The following is a 21246-nucleotide window of genomic DNA, read 5'->3' on the forward strand; positions in this document are numbered from 1 at the left end:
TCGACGTGCTGAGGGGGTCAGAGGGTCAGTGCCGTTCGGAGGCGCGTGGACCCACGGGTGCGGGACTGGCCGGCGGGGTGACGGGGGCGTGGCGCACGGGCGGGCCGACGTCGGCCGGGACGCGGTGTGCGAGGAAGGCGTACGCGTGTCGCAGTTCGGGGTCTTTCACCGACCGCCACCAGCGGTCGACGCCGTACCAGCCCGGGGCCGCCAGAGCTCCGCCGTGGTGCCGTACGGACAGTCCGGCGGCGAGCACGGCGAACCGCAGCCGTTCCTCCAGCGGCCAGCCGCCGAGCGAGGCCGCGACGAAGCTCGCGCCGAAGACGTCACCGGCGCCCGTCGCGTCGAGGACGTCGACGTCCAGGGCCGGGACCTCCGCGTACTCGCCGGTGATCTGATCGACGGCCACGGCCCCGTCGCCGCCGCGCGTCACCACGGCCACCGGCACCAGCTCGCTGAGCGTGCCGAGGGCCGCGACCGCGCTGCCGGTGCGGGTGTACGCCATCGCCTCGGTCTCGTTGGGGAGGAAGGCATGGCACAGGGCGAGCTGGTCGAGCAGGTCCGTCGACCACTTTTGGGTGGGGTCCCAGCCGACATCGGCGTAGATCTGCGTGCCGTTCGCGGCGGCCTTGGCGAGCCACTCGCGCGGTTCGGCCTCGATGTGCACGAGGGCCGTACGCGCCTCGGGCGGGTCGCCCATCAGCACGTCCTGCGAGTACGGGGGCTCCTGGCCGTGGGTGACGAGGGCCCGGTCGTGGCCGTAGGCGAGGGAGACGGTGACCGGGGTCGGCCAGCCGTCGGCCGTGCGGGAGAGCGAGAGGTCGATGTCCTCCTGGTCGCACAGGATGTCCCGGCAGTACTCGCCGTACAGGTCGTCGCCGAACACCGTGGCCAGCGAGGTGCGCAGGCCGAAGCGGGCGGCGGCCACCGCCAGGTTGGCGATGCCGCCGGGACCGCAGCCCATGCCCCGCGTCCAGATCTCCTCGCCAGGTGTCGGCGGCTTCCCGAGCCCCGTGAGGACGAGGTCGTAGAAGAGCAGCCCGGTGAGCAGCACATCGGGCCGGTCGTCGTCCACGGCAACGTCCTCTCGTCGTGAGCGTGGGAGTTCGAGAGCGTGGGCTCGTCAAAACTCTTCAATTCGGTGACCGGAATCGTGCGCCGCTCAGCGAGATTGGTCAATACCCGAGCAGAAATGAGCATGGCGATGATTGAAGATGACGAGTAGTGTTCACGCCATGCTGGCGGAACGACGACACCAACTCATCCTGCGGGCTCTGCGCTCCGGCGGCCCCGCGTCCGTGACCGACCTCTCGGAGCAGCTGGGTGTGAGCCCCGCCACGATCAGGCGTGACCTGGTCAAACTCGAGGAGGACGGGCTGCTGACCCGGGTGCACGGCGGCGCCGTCGCGGAGGAGGGCGACCAGCCCTTCGCCGAGGTCGCCGAGGTGCGCGTGCCCGAGAAGGACGCCATAGCCGCGCACGCCGCCGCGATGATCGAAGACGGTCAGTCGGTGCTGCTCGACATCGGCACCACCGCCTTCCGCCTCGCCCGCCAGCTGCACGGCCGCCGCCTCACCGTGATCACCAGCAACCTGGTGGTCTACGAGGAGCTCGCCGACGACGAGGGCATCGAACTGGTGCTGCTCGGCGGCATGGTCCGCCGCGAGTACCGCTCCCTGGTCGGGTTCCTCACCGAGGACAACCTGCGCCAGCTGCATGCCGACTGGCTCTTCCTGGGCACCAGTGGAGTGCGGCCGGGCGGGCAGGTGATGGACACGACGGTCGTCGAGGTGCCGGTCAAGCGGGCCATGATCAAGGCCGGCGACAAGGTCGTGCTGCTCGCCGACGCGGCGAAGTTCCCCGGTACGGGGATGGCCAAGGTGTGCGGTCCGGAAGACCTGGACGTGGTGGTGACGAACGCGCCGGTCGACGCGGCGACCCGGTCCTCCCTGGAGGAGGCGGGCGTCGAGGTGGTCGTGGCAGGAAAGGTGCAAGCGTGAAACTGACGATTCTGGGCGGCGGAGGATTCCGCGTGCCGCTCGTGTACGGGGCGCTCCTCGGCGATCGCGCCGAGGGCCGGGTCACCCACGTCGTGCTGCACGATCTGGATGCGCAAAGGCTCTCCGCGGTGACCCGCGTGCTCGCCGAGCAGGCGGCCGGGGTGCCCGACGCGCCCGAGGTGACCGCCACCACCGACCTGGACGAGGCCCTGCGCGGCGCCGACTTCGTCTTCTCGGCGATCCGCGTCGGCGGCCTGGAGGGCAGGGCGAACGACGAGCGGGTCGCGCTCGCCGAAGGCGTCCTCGGCCAGGAGACGGTCGGCGCGGGCGGCATCGCCTACGGCCTGCGGACCGTCCCGGTCGCCGTCGACATCGCCCAGCGGGTGGCCCGTCTGGCGCCGGACGCCTGGGTCATCAACTTCACCAACCCGGCGGGTCTCGTCACCGAGGCCATGTCCCGCCACCTCGGCGACCGCGTCATCGGCATCTGCGACTCGCCGGTCGGCCTCGGCCGCCGTATCGCCCGCGTGCTCGGCGTGAAGAACCCCGGCGAGGCGTGGATCGACTACGTCGGCCTCAACCACCTCGGCTGGGTGCGCGGCCTGCGCGTCGCCGGCCGCGACGAACTCCCGCGCCTGCTCGCCGACCCCGAACTCCTCGGCTCCTTCGAGGAGGGCAAGCTCTTCGGCCCAGAGTGGCTCCAGTCGCTCGGCGCCATCCCCAACGAGTACCTGCACTACTACTACTTCAACCGGGAAGCCGTCCGCGCCTACCGGCAGGCCGAGAAGACCCGCGGCGCCTTCCTCGCCGACCAGCAGGCCCGCTTCTACGAGGAGGCCCGGCGCACCGACGTCTCCGCCCTCGACGTCTGGGACCGCACCCGCGCCGAGCGCGAGGCCACCTACATGTCCGAGAACCGGGAGACGGCCGGCGCCGGCGAGCGCGACGCCGACGACCTCTCCGGCGGCTACGAGAAGGTGGCGCTCGCCCTGATGCGGGCCATCGCCCGCGACGAGCGCACGACCCTGATCCTCAACGTCCGCAACCAGGCCACCCTGTCCGTGCTCGACACCGACGCCGTCATCGAGGTCCCGTGCCTGGTCGACGCCAACGGCGCCCACCCGGTCGCCGTCGCCCCGCTGCCCGACCACGCCACCGGGCTCGTCTGCGCGGTCAAGGCGGTCGAGCGCGAGGTGCTCGCCGCGGCGGAGTCCGGCTCCCGCACGACGGCGGTGAAGGCCTTCGCGCTGCACCCCCTGGTCGACTCGGTGAACGTCGCCCGAAGGCTGGTCGACGGCTACACCGGGGTCCATCCCGGCCTCGCGTACCTTAGGTAGCGCTCGCCCCGGAAAGCGCTTCCGGTCGTGGCTGCCACCCTGGCCTCCACCCCTCGCTTCCCCTCCGCTTGCTCCCTCCCTGGAGACCCTGATGCACGACGAACGACGCCGGATCGAAGAGCGCGTCGAGCGCCTCCACACCCAGCGCATCAAGCCCGCGATCTACTCCGCCACCGTCCCCTTCGAGGTCGAGGCCTGGCAGGCACCGGGCGAGCCGGTCTCCTTCGAGGAGGCGGCGGCCGCCCGGTACACGCCCTTCGCGATGGACACCCCGTGGGGCCCGCCCTGGGGCACGACCTGGTTCCGCATGCGCGGCCGGGTGCCCGCCGAGTGGGCGGGACGGCGGGTCGAGGCGGTCATCGACCTCGGCTTCGTCGGCGACTGGCCCGGCAACCAGGCCGAGGCCCTGGTCCACCTGCCCGACGGCCGCCCCCTGAAGGCGGTCAACCCGCTCAACCAGTACGTGCCGGTCGGCAACCCGGTCTCGGGCGGCGAGGAGATCGACTACCTGGTCGAGGCCGCCTCCAACCCGGACATCCTGGCGGACAACTTCTCGAAGACGACGCCGCTCGGCGACATCCTCACGGCGGGCGACAAGCCTCTCTACACCTTCCAGCGCGCCGACCTCGCCGTCCTCGACGAGGAGGTCTGGCACCTCGACCTGGACGTCCAGGTGCTGCGCGAGCTCATGGTCCACCTCGGCGAGCACGAACCGCGCCGCCACGAGATCATGCACGCCCTCGACCGGGCCATGGACACCCTGGACCTGGACGACATCCCCGGCAGCGCCACGGCCGTCCGCGAGGTCCTCGCCCCCGTCCTGGCCCGACCCGCACACGCCAGCGCCCACACGATCTCCGGCGTCGGCCACGCCCACATCGACTCGGCCTGGCTGTGGCCCATCCGCGAGACCAAGCGCAAGACGTCCCGCACCTTCTCCAACGTCACGTCGCTCGCCGACGAGTACGAGGACTTCATCTTCGCCTGCTCCCAGGCCCAGCAGTACGAGTGGGTCCGCGACAACTACCCGCACGTGTGGGCCCGCATCCAGGAGTCGGTGAAGAAGGGGCAGTGGGCGCCGGTCGGCGGCATGTGGGTCGAGGCCGACGGCAACCTGCCCGGCGGCGAGGCGATCGCCCGCCAGCTCATCCACGGCAAGCGGTTCTTCATCGAGCACTTCGGCGTCGAGACCAAGGGCGTCTGGCTGCCGGACTCCTTCGGCTACACCGCCGCCTACCCGCAGCTCGCCAAGCTCGCCGGCAACGACTGGTTCCTCACCCAGAAGATCTCCTGGAACCAGACCAACAAGTTCCCCCACCACACCTTCTGGTGGGAGGGCATCGACGGCACCCGCATCTTCACCCACTTCCCGCCGGTCGACACCTACAACGCCCGCTTCAGCGGCGAGGAGATGGACCGCGCCGTCCGCAACTACTCCGAGAAGGGCGGCGGCACGCGCTCCCTCGCCCCCTTCGGCTGGGGCGACGGCGGTGGCGGCCCCACCCGCGAGATCATGGAGCGGGCGCGCCGCCTCGCCGACCTGGAGGGCTCGCCCAAGGTCGTCGTCGAACACCCCGACGAGTTCTTCGCCAAGGCCCGCGAGGAGTACCCGGACGCCCCCGTGTGGGTCGGCGAGCTGTACCTGGAGCTGCACAGGGCGACGTACACCTCCCAGGCCCGCACCAAGCAGGGCAACCGCCGCAGTGAACACCGGCTCCGCGAGGCCGAGTTGTGGGCCACGACGGCGGCGCTGCACGCGCCGGGCTACGCCTACCCGTACGAGAAGCTGGACCGGCTCTGGAAGACCGTCCTGCTGCACCAGTTCCACGACATCCTGCCGGGCTCCTCGATCGCCTGGGTGCACCGGGAGGCGGAGGCCGAATACGCCCGCGTCGCCGAGGAGTTGGAGGCGCTGACGGCCGAGGCGGTCGCCGCGCTGGGCGGCGGCGACGCCCGGGTCTTCAACACGAGCCCGTACGAGCGCGCCGAAGTGGTCCGCACGGCTGACGGCGCACCGGTGTACGTGACGGTGCCCGCGAGCGGCAGTGCGCCCCTCGCCGCCACCGAGCCCCCGCAGCCAGTGTCGGTCTCCGGCCGTGTCCTCGAGAACGGCCTGGTCCGGGTGGAGGTCGCCGAGGACGGCACGCTGGCATCCGTCCGCGACCTCCGCGCGAACCGCGAAGTCCTCGCGGAGAAGGGCAACCTGCTCCGTCTCCACACCGACCTGCCCAACTACTGGGACGCCTGGGACATCGACAAGCACTACAAGAACCGCTACACGGACCTGCTGGACGCGGACACGGTGACCGTCGTGGAACAGGACCCGCTGCTCGGGGCGATCAAGGTCGAGCGGACCTTCGGCAAGGGCTCGCGCATCACCCAGACGATCACGCTGCGCGCCGGAAGCCCCCGAATCGACTTCGAGACCGAGATCGACTGGCACGAGGCCGAGAAGATCCTCAAGGCGGGCTTCCCGGTGGACATCCGCGCCCCGCATTCCTCCGCGGAGATCCAGTTCGGCCACATCCAGCGGCCGACCCACACCAACACCAGCTGGGAGGCGGCACGCTTCGAGGTCTCCGGCCACCGCTGGGTGCACATCGCCGAGCCCGGCTACGGCGTCGCGGTGATCAACGACTCGACGTACGGCCACGACGTCTCCCGCACGGTCCGCGAGGACGGCGGTACGACGACCAGGGTCAGCCTCAGCCTGGTCCGCGCCCCGCGCATCCCGGATCCCGAGGCCGACCAGGGCAAGCACCGCTTCACGTACGCCCTCCTCCCCGGCGCGGGCATCGAGGACGCCGTAGCCGAGGGTTACGCGCTGAACCTCCCCTTGCGGGTGGCGGATGCGGCAGGCGCGCCCGAGCCGGTCGTCTCCGTCGACGGCGACGGCGTGACCGTCGAGGCGGTCAAGCTGGCCGACGACCAGTCCGGCGACGTCGTCGTACGCCTCTACGAGTCCCGCGGCGGCCGCGCGACCGGCGTCCTGCGCACCGGTTTCCCGCTCGCGGGCGCCCAGGTGACCGACCTGCTGGAGCGCCCCCTGGAGGACGCGGACGTCACGGGGGACGGCGGGGTCGCCGTCGCCCTGCGCCCCTTCCAGGTCCTCACGCTCCGGCTGCAGCGCACCGAGGGGAGCTGACCGGGTGGCCATGCAACCCTGGTTCACCGACGCCAAGTTGGGGATCTTCGTCCACTGGGGCATCTACGCCGTCGACGGCGTGCAGGAGTCCTGGTCGTTCTACGACGACATCGTGCCGTACGACCAGTACATGTCCCAGTTCGACCGCTTCACGGCCTCCCGCTACGACCCGCGCGACTGGGCGAAGCTCTTCGCGCGGGCCGGCGCCAAGTACGCCGTGCTGACCAGCCGGCACCACGACGGCGTGGCCCTCTGGGACACCGCGTACGGCGACCTGAACGTGGGCCGCGACCTGATCGCCGGCTACGCCGACGCCCTGCGCGAGCAGGGCCTCAAGGTCGGCCTCTACTACTCCCACTCCGACTGGAGCCACCCCGACTACGCCTCGACCCGCAAGCCCGGCCGCCCGCCGGAGCTGGAGGACAACCGGTACTCCGAGGTCGCGGCCGAGGACGGGGACCTGGACGCCTGGGAACGCTTCCTGACCTACCGGGACGGCCAGATCCGGGAGTTGACGTCACGCTACAAGCCGGACCTGATGTGGTTCGACGGCGAGTGGGACCGCAGCGAGGAGCAATGGCGCATCCCGGAGCTGGCCGCGCTGATCCGCTCCGAGGTCCCGGACGTCGTCTTCAACGCTCGCATGCTCAGCGAGGGCGATTACGCGACGCCCGAACAGGGCGCCCCGGTGGTCCCGCCCGAGGGCCCCTGGGAGCTGTGCCTGACGATCAACGACTCCTGGGGGCACCAGCACCACGACCACAACCACAAATCGGTCGACCAGCTGATCCGCTACTTCACGGAGACGATCGGCGGCGGAGGCAACCTGCTGCTCAGCGTCGGACCGCGCGAGGACGGCACGATCCCGCAGGAGCAGGCCGAGCGGCTGGAGGGCCTCGGCGACTGGATCGCCAAGCACGCGGAGGCGGTGTACGGCACGGTGCGCGGCCTCCCGGCCGGCCACCACTACGGCCCCAGCACCCTCTCCAAGGACCGCCGCACCCTCTACCTGATGCTCTTCGACGCCCCGCGCGCCGAGATCAACGTCCGCGGACTGCTCGGCTCGGTACGCCGGGTCACGGTGCTCGGCAGCGGCAGGGAACTGGCCCACCGGGTCACCGGCGGCCTGCACGAGACACCTGGGGTGCTCTGGATCGAGCCGCCCACCGAGGCGGACCTCGACCCGCACGCGACGGTGCTCGCGGTCGAACTGGACGGTGAGCTGGAGCTGTACCGAGGCTCGGGCCGCTTCTGACCCCACGGCTCCCCTTCGGCTCCCTTCGGATCGGCCGGCCGCCGCCCCCGTGACAGCGCCGGCCGATCCGAGGCCCCCGTACTCCCCCGTGTGGTGCGTTCCCCCGTGGTGGTGCGTCCCCCGTGTTTCCCCCGTTGTGGTGCTTCCCCCGGTTGTTCCCCCGTTGCCTTTCACTCCTATGAGCGCGCGGTCCGCACCCTGATACACCCTCCCGGGAAAAAATCCCGGGAGGGTGTCGCCTCAGCCGGTGAACCCGGCCGTGATGGAGGTGAACTGCCAGTTGCTCTGGCTGATCCCGGAGCAGTTGCTCGTCACGCCGCCGCCCGGGCACGGCCGGTCGCGGTTGACCGACCAGAAGGCGAGGCGGGCGATGTGGTGCGAGTTCGCCCAGTCCCGGATCTGGGTCCAGATCGTGGGCGAGGTGAGCTCCTGCTGGTCGGACAGGCCGTTCATGCCGGAGATGCCGATGTGGGCGTAGGCGGTGGCGTCGTCCCACCCGAAGGTGGACTTCAGCTTGTTCTTCAGCCCCTCCGTCGCGTTCACCGTGTTGCCGTACATGTCGGCGCCGCCGCCGAAGTCGAACGGCATGATCGTGAACACGTCGATGTCGGCGTTCAGTGCCTTCGCCTGCTCGATGAGCCGGTTGCCCCAGTACGTCGGCCCGGTCGTCGAGGTGCCGAAGGTGAGGACGGTCCGCAGCCCCGGGTTGTTCGCCTTGACGATCTTCAGGGCGTTCAGGATCCGGTCCTGCACGGTCGCGTTCTCGAACTCGTCGGTGTTCTCGATGTCGACGTCGATCGCCTTGAGGCCGTACGCGTCGATCACCTTCTGATACGCCCCGGCCAGCGCCTCGGCGGTCGAGCAGTTCGGCCCGAGCTTGTTGCCGCTCCACCCGCCGATCGACGGCACGATGTCACCGCCCGCGGAGCGGATGGAGTTGATGACGGACTGGTCGTTCCCGCCGGTCAGCGGGCGCTGTCCGTCCCAGGCCGGGTTGCAGCCGCCGGACGACAGGATGAACGCCATCGTGTACCACTTGATGCCGGTCGCGCTCATCACCGAGGTCGCGCTCGGCGGGTCGCCCCAGCCCAGGTACAGATAGGGCGCGGCCTGCTTGAAGCCGGTACCGCCACCGCCGCCCGCGTCCGTGGTGACGGTCACGGCGTTGGAGGCGGCGGAGACGTTCCCGGCCGCGTCCCTCGCCTTGACCGTGAAGGTGTAACCCGTGCTCGGCGACAGCCCGCTGACCGTCGCGCTGGTACCGGAGACGCTGAGCACCTGGCTCGAACCCTGGTAGATGTCGTACGCCGTCACCCCGACGTTGTCCGTCGAGGCGTTCCACGCGAGCGACACGCTCGACGACGTCTTGCCGGTGGACCGCAGGCTCCCCGGCACACTCGGCGCCTGACTGTCCGAGCCGCCGCCACCGGGCCCGTCGAGGCTGATGTCGTCGGCGTAGTAGGTGCCCTGCGCGTACCAGCCGTGGACGTAGACGGTGGCGCTGGTCTGCGAGGCGCCGGTCGTGAACGAAAGGGACAGCTGACTGTACGCCGACGGCGACGACGTCCACGTCGAGGAGCCGCCGTCCACGCCGAGGTAGACGTAGGACCCCCGCACCCAGCCGCTGAGCTTGTACGTCGTGTTCGGCTGGACGGAAACGGTCTGGCTGCACTTGGCGGCGTCACTCGAACTCACCGCGCCCGCAAGGGCCTTGGAGCCACCGTGCACGGGGGAGGAGACGACCGAGCCGAGGTTTCCGGTGCAGGACCAGGGGGAGAGGGCGCCGGATTCGAAGCCGGCGTTGGAGAGAACGTTGGCCGCATGGGCCGTACTGGGAAGGGCGACGGCTCCGGTGACCGCGAGGGCGGCGGAGCCGAGCAGAGCGAGAAGACGCCGTCTGAGACGTCTGAGGGGTTGGTTGCGCACGCGATCTCCCTGAGGAATGTGGGGTGTTCGGGAGTGCACGAGGTGCAGAGAGGTGCGCAGACCAAGTTGGTATGGACCAATCTGGCTGTCAAGCCTTGATGCCGGATTGGTCCATACCGGGGATGAGGTGATGCCGCTCAGGGGCGCGGGGCTGTGTCGATATGCGGCTCCGCCGCGTGTGCGCGACCAGCCACACACAACCCGCACCCGGCAGACAACCTAAAGCGGCAGTACCTGAGCCGCTCCACTCCCGACCGAGTCAACCGACGCGGGCGCGGGCATCGCCGGCAACAACGGCTCCTCAACCTCCGCCCGCTGCTGAGGAATGGACACCGGCCTGAGCGGCCGCGGCCCCGACACGACTGTGTAGTCCTGTCCGAGGAACGGCGGCACGAGGTCCCCCGGGTCATCGCCGAGGGCAAGTCGCACAGCCAGCCAAGGCACGTTGACCCCGCACAGCGACAGCTGATGCAGGCCCCCGGCGGGCCGCGTGTTCACATCCATCAGCACCGGCGTCTCCCCGAACATCCGGAACTGAATGTTGGACAGATAGTGCAGCCCGAACCCCTCCGCGATCAGCCGTGCCGGCTCCAGCCACTGCTCGTGCAGCGTGAACCCACGCCGACGGCCGTTCTTGATCCGGCCGATCGCCAGCCGCACCCGGTTGTCCGGACCGGTGAGGCAGTCCACCGACACCTCCGGCTGCTCCAGTCGCGGCATGACCAGCCAGTCCACCGGCTCGTCGGCCCGCCGCAACGCGTCCACCACCAGATCCAGCTGCACATACGGAGTCGGGAACCCGGTCAGGTGCACCAGCGAGAAGGGGGAGCGCGTGATCACCCGGAAGCCCACCCCGCCCGCACCGGACGCCGGCTTGAAGCAGGCCTTGTGCCCGCCCGCCTCCAACTCCTCGACGGCGGCCACGAGTTCATCGGCGGTGCGAACCCGCCACCACGGCGGCACCGGCACCCCGATCGCCTGCACGGCCTCGTACGCGATCACCTTGTCCTGGAAGACCGCCACGGCCTCGGGCGTCGGCGCCAGCAGCGCCGTGCCGACGGCCTCGAACTCCGCGCGATGCGCGACGATCGCCGACTGGTGCAGCCGGGGCACGAACACGTCGATGCCGCGGCGCTGGCACTGGTCGAGCGCGTACTCGACATAGGCGGCCGGGGACAGGCCCTCCGGCTCCAGATCGGCGGTGTCGGCGGCGGCCAGCACGGGCGAGTCGGCGTCCCCGTGCGTCGCATGGATCTCGACCGCCCGGTCGCTGGGATTTCTCCGCAGCTGATCCATGAAGAACACGTTCTCCGCGTACGTGCGGTTGAGCCAGACGCGTACGCGAGAGACCATGCAGGGCCGTCCTTTCGGGGTTCGCGGGCAGGGCGAAGCAGGCCCGTGCCCGGGCAGGGTGGATGGAGGGACACCAAAGCGCCCCGTGCGAAGGGGCATTCATAGCGGTGGTGTTGGGGCGATCATACGGCTTTCAAGGGGTGCCGCGTGCAACGTACGTGTTACGGATTTGCGGATCATTCCTGACCGTCCGGCCGCCCCGCGCCCCGGCACCACACCGCCCGCCGGGACGACGACGTGATCCCGCCTTGTACCGTGAACGCACCGTGTGTTCTCGTGGTTCCATCCGGATGATCGAAAGGGGCGAGGGGTGACGTCGACGGCCGGTGGTGCCGGACAGCTGCTGGCCATCAGCGACCTGCACATCGGCTACGAGGAGAACCGCGCCCTCGTCGAGAAGATGCGCCCCGACTCGGACGACGACTGGCTGCTCGTCGCCGGTGACGTGGCCGAGACCGTGGCCGACATCCGCTGGGCCCTCGAGACCCTGGCCGGCCGCTTCCGCAAGGTCGTCTGGACGCCGGGCAACCACGAACTGTGGACCCACCCGAAGGACACCGTCACCCTGCGCGGCGCCGACCGCTACCACCACCTGGTCGACCTGTGCCGGGAACTCGGCGTGACCACCCCCGAAGACCCCTACCCCGTCTGGGACGGCCCCGGCGGCCCGGTGGCCGTGGCCCCGCTGTTCCTGCTGTACGACTACTCCTTCCTGCCCTCCGGCTGCACGACCAAGGAAGAGGGGCTGAAGTACGCGCACGGGACCGGCATCGTGTGCAACGACGAGTACCTGCTGCACCCCGACCCGTACCCCTCCCGCGAGGCCTGGTGCGCCGCCCGGGTCGCCGAGACCGAGCGCCGGCTCGCCGCACTGCCCGAGGACCTGCCCACCGTCCTCGTCAACCACTACCCGCTGGACCGGCACCCCACCGACGTCCTGTGGTACCCCGAGTTCGCCATGTGGTGCGGCACCCGCCTGACCGCGGACTGGCACCGCAGGTTCCGCGTCGACACCATGGTCTACGGCCACCTCCACATCCCGCGGACCACCTGGCACGAGGGCGTCCGCTTCGAGGAGGTGTCGGTGGGCTACCCCCGCGAGTGGCGCAAGCGACCGGAACCGCCGGGACGGCTGCGCCGGATCCTGCCCGGTCCGCCCAGGGAGGACGGGGCCCGTTGATCGAGGACCTGCTGCCGGACACGGTGGTCACCGTCGAGGCGTACGGCGACGAAGAGCCTCCGAACACCGTCCTGTACCCCGAGGAGGAGGCGGTCGTGCTCCAGGCGGTCGCCAAGCGCCGCCGGGAGTTCGCCGTAGTGCGCGCCTGCGCCCGCCGCGCCATGGAGAAGCTCGGCGTGCCACCCCGGCCGATCCTGCCCGGCGAACGCGGCGCCCCCGCCTGGCCGGCCGGCCTCACCGGCAGCATGACCCACTGCGACGGCTACGGCGCCGCCGCACTGGTCCGCGCCACCGACCTGGCCTCCCTCGGCATCGACGCCGAACCCCACCAGACGCTTCCGGAGGGCGTCTTCCCGGCCGTCGCCCTGCCCGCCGAGGCGGAACGGCTGCGCCGGCTCGCCGACGACCACCCCTGCATCCACTGGGACCGGCTCCTGTTCAGCGCCAAGGAATCCGTCTACAAGGCGTGGTTCCCCCTCACCGGACAGTGGCTGGACTTCACCGAGGCCGACATCGACGTCTTCGCCGACCCCGGTGAGCAGTACAGCGGCGGCCTCCGCGCCCGGCTCCTCGTCCCCGGCCCGTGGGTGGGCGGCCGCCGGGTCGACCTCTTCGAGGGCCGGTGGACGGTCCGGCGGGGCCTGGTGGCGACAGCGGTGAGCGTGCCGCACACCTGAGCCCCTGTCGCAGCGCCCTACACCACCTCTTGGGGACACCAGCTCTGGAGCAGCCGGAAGAACTCCTCCTCATTGCCCGCCAGTCCCGCGTCCGCCAGGGCCTGTTCCGCCTCGGCGAGGACGGCGGGCGGGACGACGGGCGGTCGGCAGGTCCCGGGGGGACCGTCGAACGCGGCTCGTACCGTTTGCAACAGCCGCAGATAAGCCTGGACGGCGGTGCGCTCTTGGTCGGTCAGTACGGCAGTGGGCATCGGTCGGCTCTCCCCGAAGTCGGCGTCATCGCGTCACGCCCCCGCATATGAGGGCGCATCACCAGCTTGCCGCCCACCACTGACAATCGGGTTTGGCTACACGTCGGTTCGCCCGCTTAGCGGAGGCGAAACCTCCCCGAAATCCCTTGTGGGAATCTCGCCCTACGCTGGAAGGAAGGGCTTTCGGCCGCACCTGGCGGCCATCGGAGCGGGAGGCTTGTGCGTGGTCGACTTCCCGGGGCCGCCCCCGGCGCGCGCCGTACGGCTGCGCCCGGTGGGCGACGGTGAACTCGCATTGCAGTACCGCGTCGTGCACGGCTACCGGCGCGCCTTCCGGATGGCCGGCGAGGGGCCGGCGCTGGTGCTCATCCACGGCATCGGGGACTCCTCCGACACCTGGGCCCAGCTCATCCCCGACCTCGCCCGCACGCACACCGTGATCGCCCCCGACCTGCTCGGCCACGGCGCCTCGGACAAGCCACGCGCCGACTACTCGGTGGCCGCGTACGCGAACGGCGTGCGCGATCTGCTCACCACGCTCGGCATCGAGTCGGCGACACTCGTCGGCCACTCGCTGGGCGGGGGAGTGGCGATGCAGTTCGCCTACCAGTTCCCCGAGCGCACCGAGCGGCTCCTCCTGGTCAGCGCGGGGGGCGTAGGGCGCGAGGTCAATCCCGTGCTGCGGCTGGTCTCGCTGCCCGGTGCCCACCTGATGCTGTCGGCCCTGCGGCTGCCGGGGATGCGGCTCCAAGTCGGGCTGGCGGTGCGGTTGATGAAGCTGCTGGATGCCGATATCGGGCAGGACGCGCCGGAACTGCTCACTCTCGTGGATGCGCTGCCCGACGAGACCTCGCGCAACGCCTTCATCCGAACCCTGCGGGCGGTCGTCGACTGGCGGGGGCAGGTGGTGACCATGCTGGACCGCTGCTATCTGACCGCGGGCATGCCGACCATGCTGCTGTGGGGAGACCGGGACAGTGTGGTTCCGGTGCGGCACGCGTACGGAGCGCACGAGGCCATGCCGGGGAGCCGGCTGGAGATCTTCGAGGGAGCGGGGCACTTTCCGTTCCACTCCGACCCGGACCGGTTCGTCGCGCTGGTCGAGGAGTTCACGAGCAGCACGGCACCGGCGGACTGGAGCCGGGAGAGGTGGCGCGAGCTGCTGCGGGCGGGACGGCCAGGGACATCGGCGGGGCAGCCGGACACGGCTCGCAGCCGTGCGGTGGAACGGGATCTGCGGGAGGCCAGTGAGCGCAGTGCTACGTGACCCGCACTTCACGGGCCACGATCAGCAGGCCAACCTGCTCACCGCAACGTCGGGCAAGTGCCCACCAACCTGCACCGGGCCGACGACAACGGCCGGGAGGGAGCCGAAGGGCGCGCCGGTGTCGAGACGGCGAACGCGCGGAGGCGCGAAGCGCTGAGCACGATCGCCGTCTCGACACCGGCTGAAAGCGCCCGTAGGCGACCGAGCCATCAAACACAGCGGTCAGGCTTGAGGGCCCAGGTAGCCCAGTGACGCCTCGATTCGCCCCGCCAAGTGGTCCCGCTGTCCCCGTACCGACGACACCGCCAGCCATGCCCTGCACTTGCTGGCCAGTAAGAGCCCGAAGGTCTCGGCCTCCTTTTCCTCGGCCTGGTCGAAGTGGCTGCGGGCGGCCACCTTCAGGACCGTCGAGCGCAGGTCGGCGTCGTCGTGCAGGAGGCGGGCCGCCACCGTTGCGCCCTCGACGCTGTGGCTGCAGTGGCCGGCCTTCATGTGCCACAGTTCGTGGCCGAGGATCACCAACTGGTGGCCGGGGGCGGTGCGTTCCTCGATCACGACCAGGTCCTGGTCGGCCATGTCGAGCCACAGGCCGCTGGCCGTGCCGGCCGGGAAGGCGGCCGTACGGAAGTGGACGGGGCGGCCGCGGCGTCTGCTCATCGCGTCGCACAGGGCGCCGTACAGCTTCTCCGGCGCCGCGGGTGCGGGGAGCGTCAGCTCCGTGACCAACTCGCCGCACAGGCGGCGCATTTCCCTACCGATGCCCACAGGTCTCCCGTTCTCCCGCATCACGACTCGGGCCGCTTGACGCTCTCCAGGAGCATGTCCAGCCACTCCGCGACCTTGTCGCGGTGCTGGTCCGTGGGTAGTTGCGCGGCCCGCCAGGCGATTCCGCGCACGCCGTGGTCCTGCAGGAGTCTCTCCAGGGGGTCGTCGGCGGTCTGCGCCGCCTCGCGTTCCGCGAGCTTCTGGAGCAGGTCCTGTTCGGTGCGCTGGAGGGCGCCCGCGAGCGCCTCGGGGTCTTCGGCCGTGAGGAATCCGGCGTGCACGCGGAAGAAGCGCTGGATGGCGTCGCAGTGCTCCATGGTGGGGCGCCGGTCGCCGTTGATGAGGGCGCCTGCCTGCTGGCGGGACATGCCGGCGCCGTCGGCGATCTCCTGCTGGGTGTACTTGCGGCCGTTGGGCTTGAGGCGGGTGCGGCGCAGCAGGTCCAGGCGCTGGAGGAAGCGGGACTGGACGTCGGGCTCGCCCGCGGGGCGGCCGCTCAGTAGGGCCTTGATTATGGGCTCCGGTACGCCGGAGGCCACGGACAGGCGGCCGGTGTCGAAGACCTCCGCGTGCGGCACGCCGAGCCGGTCGGCGAGCGCGGTGACACGAGCGACGACGGCCGGCAGCGCAGCCGTCGGGGTGGCGCCCGGACCCTCGAAGCCATCCGTCACCGACAGATCTCCTACGTCTCTCACAGGCTTCTCACAAGCGGTTGCCGTGAACTTGGTGGAGATTACCCGCTGGTTCGAACTCACATCCAGGTCTCGCCACAACTGTGGCCAATTTCAGCCGTCAACAGCCGTGGAATGCCACGATAGTTGACATGGTCCGGACCGGGCAGCAGGATCAAGACGCCGCGTGAAGGCCGCATAGGCAAGAGGGGTGACCTCCCGATGGCATATCAGGCAGGTGGGCAGCGGTTCGTACCGCGGCCCGTCCCCGAGAGCTGCGAGGCCCAGGCGTATCTCCGGGACTACGCCACTCTCATGGAGGCCGTGCCCTTCCCTTCCGTGATCCTCGATCACCGCTGGGACGTCGTTCTGACCAACACCGCTTTCGCGTCACTTTTCGGTGCTGTGGGCTCGCATCCGACGGCCATGCCCGACGACAACTTCCTCAGGTTCGTCCTCTTCCATCCGGACGCCGGCTCTGTCCTCGGTGAGCATGAGTCCAGCTGGTGCCTGCCGATGCTGGCGCAGTTCGCGGCGGCGGTGGAACGGCACGGTCACGACCACGGCCTGCAGGCCATCCGCCGGGAGATCGCCCAGGATCCGATCATGGAGGCCGCCTACCGGCACGGGCTGCCGCACTGGATCCGTGCGGTCGGCGAGCGGGCCGTCGCGCAGGACGGTGCCGTACGCCCGTTGCTGCATCCCGATCCGCGTTGGGGCGCGACCGAGTGCCGGGTCGTCGACGAGACGCCCAGGACCCTTCAGGAGATGGGGTACACGCGGCTGACGCTGGTGCTGCGTGAGGTGCGGCGCGACCGGCCCAGGGCGCGGGGGGTGCGGCGGAGCGCTGCCCACCTGCGCGTGGTGCCCGCCACCGAGGACTGAACGGGGCACCGTCGGCGTTCAGGTCGCCGACGGCGCCACCGAGGACTGAACGGGGCACCGTCGGCGTTCAGGTCGCCGACGGCGCCCCGTCAGCGCGGTGTGGTGAGAACTTACTGCTCAGATTCGCATGTCATTGGCGGCAGTCAGGTAGGCGGGACGGGCTTCGGCGTCGCACGTTACGCAAACGGCTTGCATTTCTTGCGCTATTCTTGCGCGCATGACGCGACGACTTGCTGAGGTGGCGAAGAAGGTCGGGGTCAGCGAGGCCACGGTCAGCCGGGTGCTCAACGACAAGCCCGGTGTCTCCGAGGCCACGCGGCAGGCGGTGCTGTCCGCCCTGGACGTCCTCGGCTACGAGCGGCCCACCCAGTTGCGCGGCGAACGCGCCCGCCTCGTCGGCCTCGTGCTCCCCGAGCTGCAGAACCCGATCTTCCCCGCCTTCGCCGAGGTGATCGGCGGAGCGCTCGCCCAGCTCGGGCTGACGCCGGTGCTCTGCACGCAGACCAAGGGCGGGGTCTCCGAGGCCGACTACGTCACGCTGCTGCTGCAACAGCAGGTCTCCGGCGTCGTCTTCGCCGGCGGGCTGTACGCCCAGGCCGACGCACCCCACGACCACTACAAGGAACTGGCCGACCGCAACATCCCGGTGGTCCTCGTCAACGCGGCCATCGAGCACCTGGGATTCCCGGGTGTCTCCTGCGACGACGCCGTGGCCGTGGAGCAGGCCTGGCGGCACCTGGTCTCGCTGGGCCACGAGCGCATCGGGCTCGTGCTCGGCCCGGGCGACCACGTGCCGTCGGCGCGCAAGCTGGCCGCGGCCCGGGGCATCGCCGGGGAACTGCCCGAGGAACACGTCGCGCGGGCCATCTTCTCGATCGAGGGCGGTCACGCGGCCGCCTCCCGGCTGATCGACCGAGGGGTGACCGGCATCATCTGCGCGAGCGACCCGCTCGCGCTCGGTGCGATCAGAGCCGCTCGGCGCAGGGGACTTGACGTCCCGTCGCGGATCTCCGTGGTCGGGTACGACGACTCGGCGCTCATGAACTGCACGGAGCCCCCGCTCACCACGGTCCGTCAGCCCATCGAAGCCATGGGCAGGGCGGCGGTGGAACTGCTGAACGCGCAGATCGCGGGCACTGCCGTACCCGCGGAGGAACTGCTCTTCGAGCCGGAGCTGGTGGTCCGCGGGTCGACGGCACAGGTGCCTCGCCACTGAGTGCCGTCGGTATCTGCCCGTTAGATCCACCGATCTGTTTAAAAATTTCAAATCTCGCGCGACATCTTGCGTACCGATGTCGCCGGTGCTTGAGTGTGCGGCGCCCACCGCTCCTGCCCAGAGGGGTCCAGCCATGAGAAGCACCGGGTTCCGCCACGCCTTCGCCGCGCTCAGCGTCTGCTCCCTCGCCCTCACCGCCTGCGGATCCGGCGGGGACTCGGCGAGCGGCAAGACCCGCATCACGGTCAACTGCATGCCGCCCAAGAGCGCCGAGGTCGACCGCCGGTTCTTCGAGCAGGACGTCGCCGCCTTCGAGAAGCAGAACCCGGACATCGACGTCGCGGCCCACGACGCGTTCCCCTGCCAGGACCCGAAGACGTTCGACGCCAAGCTCGCCGGCGGGCAGATGGAGGACGTCTTCTACACGTACTTCACCGACGCCGGGCACGTCGTCGACATCGACCAGGCCGCCGATCTCACGCCGTACATCAAGGAGTTGAAGAGCTACGGCACCATCCAGCGGCAGCTGCGGGACATCTACACCGTCGACGGCAAGATCTACGGCATCCCGCGCACCGGCTACTCGATGGGCCTGATCTACAACAGGAAGCTCTTCACCGAGGCCGGCCTCGACCCCGACAGGCCCCCGGCGACCTGGGAGGAGCTGCGCGCCGCCGCCAAGAAGATCGCCGGGCTCGGCAACGGCACGGTCGGATACGCCGACTACAGCGCCCAGAACCAAGGGGGTTGGCACTTCACCGCCGAGCTGTACTCCCAGGGCGGCGACGTCGTCCCGGCCGACGGCAAGAAGGCCACCGTCGACACCCCCGAGGGCCGCGCCGTGCTCCGGAACCTGCACGACATGCGCTGGACGGACGACTCGATGGGCAGCAAGCAGCTCCTCGTCATCAACGACGTCCAGCAGATGATGGGCTCCGGCAAGCTCGGCATGTACCTCGCCGCGCCCGACAACATTCCGATCCTGGTGAAGGAGAAGGGCGGCGACTACAAGGACCTGGCGCTGGCCCCCATGCCCGGCGGCAAGGGCACGCTCATCGGCGGCGACGGCTACATGGTCAACAAGAAGGCGAGCCCCGAGCAGATCCGCGCCGGACTGAAATGGCTCGACCACATGTTCCTCACCCCCGGCGACGGCTTCCTCGGCGACTACGCCCGCGCCAGGAAGGCGGACGCGCCGGTCGGCCTGCCCGAGCCGCGGCTGTTCACCGGGGCCGCCGACGCCAAGGACCAGCAGGTCAAGAAGGCCAACGCCAATGTGCCCGTGGAGAACTACCAGGCCTTCCTCGACGGCAACCAGAACCTCGACATGAAGATCGAGCCGCCGCACGCCCAGCAGATCTACTCCGTCCTCGACGGCGTCGTCTCCGCCGTGCTCACCAAGGAGGACGCCGACATCGACCGGCTCCTGAAGGACGCGTCCACCAAGATCGACGGCATCCTGGCGCGGGGCTGACGGACGATGACCAGGACGGCTCAGCGGCGGCCCGTCGAGAAGGTCGCGGTCCGCCCCGTGCAGGCAACGCCCCCGGCAGGGGACGCCAGGCGGCGCCGCCTCGCCGACCAGGCCCGCGCCTACGGCTTCCTGCTCGGCGGCCTGATCTGCTTCGCGCTCTTCTCCTGGTACCCGGCGATCCGCGCCGTCGTGATCGCCTTCCAGAAGTACACGCCCGGCAGCGAGCCCGAGTGGGTCGGCACCGCCAACTTCACCCGCGTCTTCGCCGACCCGGAGTTCGCGGCGGCCTGGCGCAACACGCTCACCTTCACGCTGCTCGCCCTGCTGATCGGCTTCGCGATCCCCTTCGTACTGGCCCTCGTCCTCAACGAGTTGAGACACGCGAAGGCGTTCTTCCGTGTCGTGGTCTATCTGCCGGTGATGATCCCGCCGGTGGTCAGCGCCCTGCTGTGGAAGTGGTTCTACGACCCCGGCACGGGCCTCGCCAACGAGGCGCTGCGCTTCCTGCACCTGCCCACCTCGAACTGGTCCAACGGCGCCGACACCGCGCTCGTCTCCCTCGTCATCGTCGCCACCTGGGCCAACATGGGCGGCACCGTGCTCATCTACCTGGCGGCGCTCCAGTCCATCCCGGGTGAGCTGTACGAGGCGGCCGAACTCGACGGCGCGAACCTCCTCCAGCGCATCCGCCACGTCACGATCCCGCAGACACGGTTCGTGATCCTGATGCTGATGCTCCTTCAGATCATCGCCACCATGCAGGTGTTCACCGAGCCGTTCGTGATCACGGGAGGCGGCCCGGAGAACGCCACGGTGACCGTCCTGTACCTGATCTACAAGTACGCCTTCCTCTACAACGACTTCGGCGGCGCCTGCGCCCTCAGCGTCCTGCTCCTCGCGCTCCTCGGCGCCTTCTCCGCCGTATACCTGCGACTGACGCGCACCGAAGGGGAGAGCGCATGAGCACGCGGACCCTGGTCTCCCCGGCGACCCTGGCCCGCCCGCGCGGCAGGGCCGTCTACTGGTCGGTCTTCACCGGTACCGTCCTGCTGTTCGCGCTCGCCTTCCTCTTCCCCGTCTACTGGATGGCGACGGGCGCGATGAAGTCACCGGACGAGGTGGCGCGGACCCCGCCCACCCTCGTACCCGAGCGGTGGCGCCTCAGCGGCTACACCGACGCCTGGGATCTGATGCAGCTGCCGACGCACCTGTGGAACACGGTCGTCCAGGCCGCCGGCGCCTGGCTGTGCCAGCTGGTGTTCTGCACGGCCGCCGCCTACGCGCTGTCCAGGCTGCGGCCCGCCTTCGGAAAGGTGATCCTCGGCGGCATCCTCGCCACCCTGATGGTCCCGGCCCAGGCGCTGGTCGTACCGAAATACCTGACGGTGGCCGACCTGGGCGTGCTCAACGACCCCGTCGCCGTCTGGCTGCCCGCCGTCGCCAACGCCTTCAACCTCTACCTCCTGAAGCGGTTCTTCGACCAGCTCCCGCGCGATGTCCTGGAGGCCGCCGAGATCGACGGCGCCGGGAAGCTGCGCACGCTGTGGTCGATCGTGCTGCCGATGTCCCGACCGGTCCTGGGCGTGGTGTCGATCTTCGCCCTGGTGGCGGTCTGGCAGGACTTCCTCTGGCCGCTGATGGTCTTCTCCGACACCGACCGACAGCCCATCAGCGTGGCGCTCGTCCAGCTGTCGCAGAACGTCCCGCTGACCGTGCTCATCGCCGCGATGGTGATCGCCGGCAGCCCCATGGTCGCGTTGTTCCTGGTCTTCCAGCGGCACATCATCGCCGGGATCGGCGCGGGCAGCACCAAGGGCTGACGCCGACCGTTCCAAGAGAAGGGA

Annotated in this window: 18 protein-coding genes; 12 read left to right on the plus strand and 6 right to left on the minus strand. The window is 70.1% G+C overall.

What is annotated here, in order from left to right:
• Positions 1-25: 25 nt before the first annotated feature.
• The gene (locus tag ACZ7L6_RS02070; RefSeq protein ID WP_471920007.1) at positions 26-1075 is read right to left on the minus strand and encodes a carbohydrate kinase family protein; all 1050 of its coding nucleotides are present in this window, start codon (positions 1073-1075) and stop codon (positions 26-28) included.
• 160 nt (positions 1076-1235) lie between these two features.
• Between ACZ7L6_RS02070 and ACZ7L6_RS02075 the strand changes: the two genes are divergently transcribed.
• The 4 genes from ACZ7L6_RS02075 (at position 1236) to ACZ7L6_RS02090 (ending at position 7737) form a co-directional block, all read left to right on the plus strand.
• Positions 1236-2000: a DeoR/GlpR family DNA-binding transcription regulator gene (locus tag ACZ7L6_RS02075; protein ID WP_471920008.1), complete on the plus strand. Its 765-nt coding sequence runs from the start codon at positions 1236-1238 to the stop codon at positions 1998-2000.
• Positions 1997-3337, plus strand: coding sequence for a 6-phospho-beta-glucosidase (locus ACZ7L6_RS02080; RefSeq protein WP_471920009.1), 1341 nt, complete (start codon positions 1997-1999; stop codon positions 3335-3337). Before ACZ7L6_RS02075 ends, ACZ7L6_RS02080 begins: the two co-directional genes overlap by 4 nt.
• A 91-nt stretch (positions 3338-3428) precedes the next feature.
• Entirely contained in the window at positions 3429-6482 is a 3054-nt protein-coding gene (locus tag ACZ7L6_RS02085; RefSeq protein ID WP_471920010.1) for an alpha-mannosidase, read from the plus strand.
• 4 nt (positions 6483-6486) lie between these two features.
• Entirely contained in the window at positions 6487-7737 is a 1251-nt protein-coding gene (locus tag ACZ7L6_RS02090) for an alpha-L-fucosidase (protein ID WP_471920011.1), read from the plus strand.
• A 240-nt stretch (positions 7738-7977) separates the two neighbouring features.
• Here the strand turns inward: ACZ7L6_RS02090 and ACZ7L6_RS02095 are convergent, their stop codons facing one another.
• The gene (locus tag ACZ7L6_RS02095) at positions 7978-9663 is read right to left on the minus strand and encodes a carbohydrate binding domain-containing protein (protein ID WP_471920012.1); all 1686 of its coding nucleotides are present in this window, start codon (positions 9661-9663) and stop codon (positions 7978-7980) included.
• A 219-nt stretch (positions 9664-9882) separates the two neighbouring features.
• On the minus strand, positions 9883-11016 hold the full coding sequence (locus tag ACZ7L6_RS02100; protein WP_471920013.1) for an ATP-grasp domain-containing protein: 1134 nt from the start codon (positions 11014-11016) through the stop codon (positions 9883-9885).
• A 310-nt stretch (positions 11017-11326) separates the two neighbouring features.
• On the opposite strand from ACZ7L6_RS02100, the gene ACZ7L6_RS02105 reads away from it, so the two are divergent.
• Together ACZ7L6_RS02105 and ACZ7L6_RS02110 are read left to right on the plus strand one after the other, a co-directional pair.
• Positions 11327-12196: a metallophosphoesterase family protein gene (locus tag ACZ7L6_RS02105; RefSeq protein ID WP_471920014.1), complete on the plus strand. Its 870-nt coding sequence runs from the start codon at positions 11327-11329 to the stop codon at positions 12194-12196.
• Positions 12193-12873, plus strand: coding sequence for a 4'-phosphopantetheinyl transferase family protein (locus ACZ7L6_RS02110; RefSeq protein ID WP_471920015.1), 681 nt, complete (start codon positions 12193-12195; stop codon positions 12871-12873). The genes ACZ7L6_RS02105 and ACZ7L6_RS02110 overlap by 4 nt, the downstream gene beginning before the upstream one ends.
• A gap of 17 nt (positions 12874-12890) precedes the next feature.
• Here ACZ7L6_RS02110 and ACZ7L6_RS02115 read toward each other — a convergent pair whose 3' ends face one another.
• Positions 12891-13124, minus strand: coding sequence for a hypothetical protein (locus tag ACZ7L6_RS02115; RefSeq protein WP_471920016.1), 234 nt, complete (start codon positions 13122-13124; stop codon positions 12891-12893).
• Between the two features lie 223 nt (positions 13125-13347).
• Here ACZ7L6_RS02115 and ACZ7L6_RS02120 point away from each other — a divergent pair, with 223 nt between their 5' ends.
• Positions 13348-14391 carry an alpha/beta fold hydrolase gene (locus ACZ7L6_RS02120; RefSeq protein WP_471920017.1) on the plus strand — a complete coding sequence of 348 codons (1044 nt, stop codon included), beginning with the start codon at positions 13348-13350 and terminating at the stop codon, positions 14389-14391.
• Positions 14392-14613: 222 nt separating this feature from the next.
• On the opposite strand, the gene ACZ7L6_RS02125 is transcribed toward ACZ7L6_RS02120, so the two are convergent.
• Together ACZ7L6_RS02125 and ACZ7L6_RS02130 are read right to left on the minus strand one after the other, a co-directional pair.
• Positions 14614-15138 carry a toxin-antitoxin system, toxin component gene (locus ACZ7L6_RS02125; RefSeq protein ID WP_471920591.1) on the minus strand — a complete coding sequence of 175 codons (525 nt, stop codon included), beginning with the start codon at positions 15136-15138 and terminating at the stop codon, positions 14614-14616.
• A 38-nt stretch (positions 15139-15176) separates the two neighbouring features.
• A complete protein-coding gene (locus tag ACZ7L6_RS02130) occupies positions 15177-15827 on the minus strand; it encodes a helix-turn-helix domain-containing protein (protein ID WP_471920018.1) in 651 nt (216 codons plus the stop codon).
• A 222-nt stretch (positions 15828-16049) separates the two neighbouring features.
• Here ACZ7L6_RS02130 and ACZ7L6_RS02135 point away from each other — a divergent pair, with 222 nt between their 5' ends.
• The 5 genes from ACZ7L6_RS02135 to ACZ7L6_RS02155 all read left to right on the plus strand — a co-directional run bounded on the left by ACZ7L6_RS02135 (position 16050) and on the right by ACZ7L6_RS02155 (position 21222).
• Entirely contained in the window at positions 16050-16712 is a 663-nt protein-coding gene (locus ACZ7L6_RS02135) for an MmyB family transcriptional regulator (protein WP_471920019.1), read from the plus strand.
• Positions 16713-16929: 217 nt separating this feature from the next.
• A complete protein-coding gene (locus ACZ7L6_RS02140; protein WP_471920020.1) occupies positions 16930-17928 on the plus strand; it encodes a LacI family DNA-binding transcriptional regulator in 999 nt (332 codons plus the stop codon).
• A 133-nt stretch (positions 17929-18061) separates the two neighbouring features.
• Entirely contained in the window at positions 18062-19402 is a 1341-nt protein-coding gene (locus ACZ7L6_RS02145) for an ABC transporter substrate-binding protein (protein ID WP_471920021.1), read from the plus strand.
• A 6-nt stretch (positions 19403-19408) separates the two neighbouring features.
• Positions 19409-20365, plus strand: a complete 957-nt coding sequence (locus ACZ7L6_RS02150; RefSeq protein WP_471920022.1) for a carbohydrate ABC transporter permease — start codon at positions 19409-19411, stop codon at positions 20363-20365.
• Entirely contained in the window at positions 20362-21222 is an 861-nt protein-coding gene (locus ACZ7L6_RS02155) for a carbohydrate ABC transporter permease (protein WP_471920023.1), read from the plus strand. Before ACZ7L6_RS02150 ends, ACZ7L6_RS02155 begins: the two co-directional genes overlap by 4 nt.
• Positions 21223-21246 lie beyond the last annotated feature (24 nt).

This window comes from Streptomyces sp. NPDC107522, from assembly GCF_055657525.1.

Excerpts from the sequence above, each read along its gene's own strand:
- ACZ7L6_RS02075 (WP_471920008.1), top strand. The coding sequence starts at position 1,236 with ATGCTGGCGGAACGACGACACCAACTCATCCTGCGGGCTCTGCGCTCC.
- ACZ7L6_RS02085 (WP_471920010.1), top strand. The coding sequence starts at position 3,429 with ATGCACGACGAACGACGCCGGATCGAAGAGCGCGTCGAGCGCCTCCAC.
- ACZ7L6_RS02100 (WP_471920013.1), bottom strand. The coding sequence starts at position 11,016 with ATGGTCTCTCGCGTACGCGTCTGGCTCAACCGCACGTACGCGGAGAAC.
- ACZ7L6_RS02115 (WP_471920016.1), bottom strand. The coding sequence starts at position 13,124 with ATGCCCACTGCCGTACTGACCGACCAAGAGCGCACCGCCGTCCAGGCT.
- ACZ7L6_RS02125 (WP_471920591.1), bottom strand. The coding sequence starts at position 15,138 with ATGCGCCGCCTGTGCGGCGAGTTGGTCACGGAGCTGACGCTCCCCGCA.
- ACZ7L6_RS02135 (WP_471920019.1), top strand. The coding sequence starts at position 16,050 with ATGGCATATCAGGCAGGTGGGCAGCGGTTCGTACCGCGGCCCGTCCCC.
- ACZ7L6_RS02140 (WP_471920020.1), top strand. The coding sequence starts at position 16,930 with ATGACGCGACGACTTGCTGAGGTGGCGAAGAAGGTCGGGGTCAGCGAG.
- ACZ7L6_RS02145 (WP_471920021.1), top strand. The coding sequence starts at position 18,062 with ATGAGAAGCACCGGGTTCCGCCACGCCTTCGCCGCGCTCAGCGTCTGC.
- ACZ7L6_RS02150 (WP_471920022.1), top strand. The coding sequence starts at position 19,409 with ATGACCAGGACGGCTCAGCGGCGGCCCGTCGAGAAGGTCGCGGTCCGC.
- ACZ7L6_RS02155 (WP_471920023.1), top strand. The coding sequence starts at position 20,362 with ATGAGCACGCGGACCCTGGTCTCCCCGGCGACCCTGGCCCGCCCGCGC.